1 protein-coding gene is annotated in these 3353 nt (G+C 39.9%); it reads right to left on the reverse strand.

Annotation, left to right across the window (positions count from 1 at the left end; genetic code table 11):
- On the reverse strand, positions 1-3353 hold a 3353-nt coding region (locus AX663_RS10840; protein WP_197414219.1), incomplete at both ends, for a lectin-like domain-containing protein.

Here is a 3353-nt window from a genome sequence, read left to right on the forward strand (position 1 = left end):
GAGTTAAGGCTGACGTATTTTGAACTGGTGTCTTAGCAGCTGGTTCTTGAACGCCGTTGGCATCGGCTGCTTTGACAGTTTGTGCTGGGGTCAAGTTCGCTGTTGAGCCATTTGAATAAGTTAATGTTGTTGAACCATCATTTCCTACTACTACTGTTGTTGCATCTGGGTTCGCCACTTTAACAGCAGCTTTAACAGCATCTTTTTCTGGTGTAGTTAGACTTGATGGGTTTTTAACTGGTGTTACTGATGGTGCTACCGCTTCAATATCAAATACTGAAGCAGCACTTAGTGTATCTGTACTTCCATCTTTATAAGTAACAGTTACATTAGTTCCATTTAGTGTAACGCTATCAATTTTATCGCTAAAAGTTGGATTTGCTACTTTTACTGCATTCGCTAAATCTGCAGCACTTGGTACTGTGTTCGTTACTATTGGTGTTGATGGCGCTTGGACATTATATTTGAAAGTTTGCGGTTTCCAAACAAAACGAATACGTCCAGGTGCCCCAGTATCCCCCGCAGCCCCTACAGAATCATAGTTTGTATTTCCTGCTAAATCTTCAGCATAAATATAACGAGTCATTCCTGTACCATCTGTGTAAGATCCATTTGGAATATTTGCTGTTAATTTAATGATAGCAGGATTTGCCTCAGTAGCTGTTGTTTCTGAACCAAATCTATTTGCTTTTAAGTATAAAGCACTTTTCGTTTTACCATTTAGGTATCCAGCATCTTCTGTTCCTAAACCTGTACGATTATCTTGAGCAAATACTAAAAATGCTTTAGCAATTTTCCCTGAGTTATCAGTGACTTTTAGTTCTATATTATTTTCTTCACCAGAATATAGATAGATAATTTGGTTAGCTTTGTCATCATATGGAATATTTACTACAGGGCGAACATTCTCTTTTACAGTTACTACACTTGGAGTTGACTTGTTACTTGCTGCATCTGTTGCTGTAACACTAATTGTATCTCCTTCATTTAAACCTGAAACTGGGATAGTGAAGCTTCCATCTGAACCTGCTGTTGCAGTTACTTTACTACCATTTGGTAATGTAGCTTCTACTGTAGAATTAGCTTCTGCTGTACCAGTAAGGTTAGTAGCCCCCACTTTAACACTATTAACAGTTGGTGCTACTGGTGGTGTTGTATCTGGTTTTTCTTCTACATTAATTTCTTTCCAACCAACTGGACTTGAATATTTAGTTTCTTTAATATTTGAAATTACCTTAGCTTTACCTGGTTGGATTTGCTCTTTCATTTCAAGTACGATTGTATCAACAAAACCATCCGTAGAGTAAGAGGTAACTACTGCTTTTGATGCATCTTTTGAAGCCCACGCTCCAGGAATTGAATCGCGTTTAATAGCTACCTCACTTCTACCACCTGTTTTAGGATAATCAAAGTAGGTTACCCCTGCATCATGAGGGACTTTTAATGTGACTGTTGTAGTTTCTGCAACAATACTTTGTTGGTCTTTTGATTCTGTTGATGGCACTACACTTGATTCACCTAGTGCAACATCTACTGTTGCTGCTTCACTTTCACTGACACCTATTTTTTGTGTAACTACTAAACTATCTTTTGGAACTAATTGATCTTGTGTCGTTACATTACTATTTAATCCAGTTGGAAGTGTCGCTGTCCACTTACCATTACTTTCAACTGTTACGTTGTCTACAACTGTGTTCCCTGCAACTTTAATATTAATAGTTGCACCAGGTGTTCCTGTCCCTGATAGAGTTCTATCAGTTGATTTAATACCTCCGTTTCGCAACATACCGCCATCTGAAGGTAATGTTTTAGTTACCTCTGGAGTAGGTACTGCAAATACATACTTCAGTAACTGTCCACCACTTCTTAGTGTTACAGTGTTGGCTCCCGAGTTATATGTTTCTGCTTTATCAGAATTAACTTCCTTAAGTGTATAACCTTTAGTCTTTAATTTCGTAATAGCTTTTTGTACTGCTTCGATATTACTCAAATTAACAACTTGATCTCTATCTCCTGGAATCGCACTACTTGCTGCAAGCTCATTACCCGCTTCATCATAGAAGGCTACTTGTACAATTTGTGGTGCAGTAAACTCAAATTTTTCAATTTGCACACGTTGCAAGTTGGTACCCGAACCCGTACTTCCTAAGAATGACAATGCATAAGTTGCATTTGAGTTGTTAAGAGCAGTCTTAGCAGTTGGTTCCATGATTGAAGCATTCGCAGTCTTCAAATTAGTTGACCATTTTTCAGAACCGTAAGTTACAATAAACTCTTTTGATTGACCTTTATATTCAATTTTAAAGTCTACCCATTCGCCATTAGGTTTTGGATTTAGAGCTTTTGCTGCTGAGCTACTTGTCGTTACCCTACCAGCATTATTTGATGAGTAGAATGAACCGAAGGCATTACTTCTCCATGCATTTCCACCATATCTTGGATCGGCTGATGCATTTTGGTTAGCATTTGGGTTAGAAGTGTTGTGCCATGAGTCTAGTTTGAAACCAAAGGCATTTTTGATAGTACCCATACCAATAGACGCTCCGGATTGACCAATAGTATCTACATTACCTGTATGGAAGACGAAGCCGACTCCATCACCACCTAGACGACTACCTACAGTATGACCTTCGTATTTATCACCAATATCTACCTTACCAGTAAAGGTAAAGTCTTCCCTAGGATCAATTTTAAAACGAAGGTAAGCACTACCAACTTGACCTGACACGTCATCTGTTAATTTAATTGTGCCAGACGTTTCATCATAATTTGCCGTACCACCTTCTTTAAAGAAACTATCAAAGTTATCTTTCGTTACTGTGACACGATCAAGTCTTGTTTCATCAACTGAACGTGATGTTCCCCCAGTGTCACGGCGACGACGTACACGAGGAACATTTGCTGTTTCTGAAACCGTAACATTATTTGCGATTGCATTCTCTGAGCTTGCTGTAGTTACTGACGCTGTCGAAGCTGTAACTGAACGAGATGCCTCTGAGGCAGTTGCCGGTTTTGCAGTTGATACATTTGTTGAACCTGGAACTTCTGAAGCAACTACTGGACTTGTTGAGGTTGCTGCCGATGAAGCCGGTGCTGAACTTGTAGCACTTGTTGAAGCTGGTGCTTCTGAACTTACTGCTACACTTGGTGCAACTGATGTTGTAGGTGCAACCGACATCGATGTAACTGTTTCAGTAGCTGCTGGTGCTACCGTAGTAGTTGCTGCACTTTCTGGTGCTGTGATTGGCGGAGTTGTGGTTGAGGCTCCGTCACCTTGACTTGCACTGACAGCTGTGGTTGCAACTGTTGCTCCATCAGATGTCGTTTCATCCGCTTGAGCTGTGTGACCAATC

It is taken from the genome of Streptococcus sp. CCH8-H5, assembly GCF_001556505.1.
In the GTDB taxonomy this organism is placed as follows: domain Bacteria; phylum Bacillota; class Bacilli; order Lactobacillales; family Streptococcaceae; genus Streptococcus.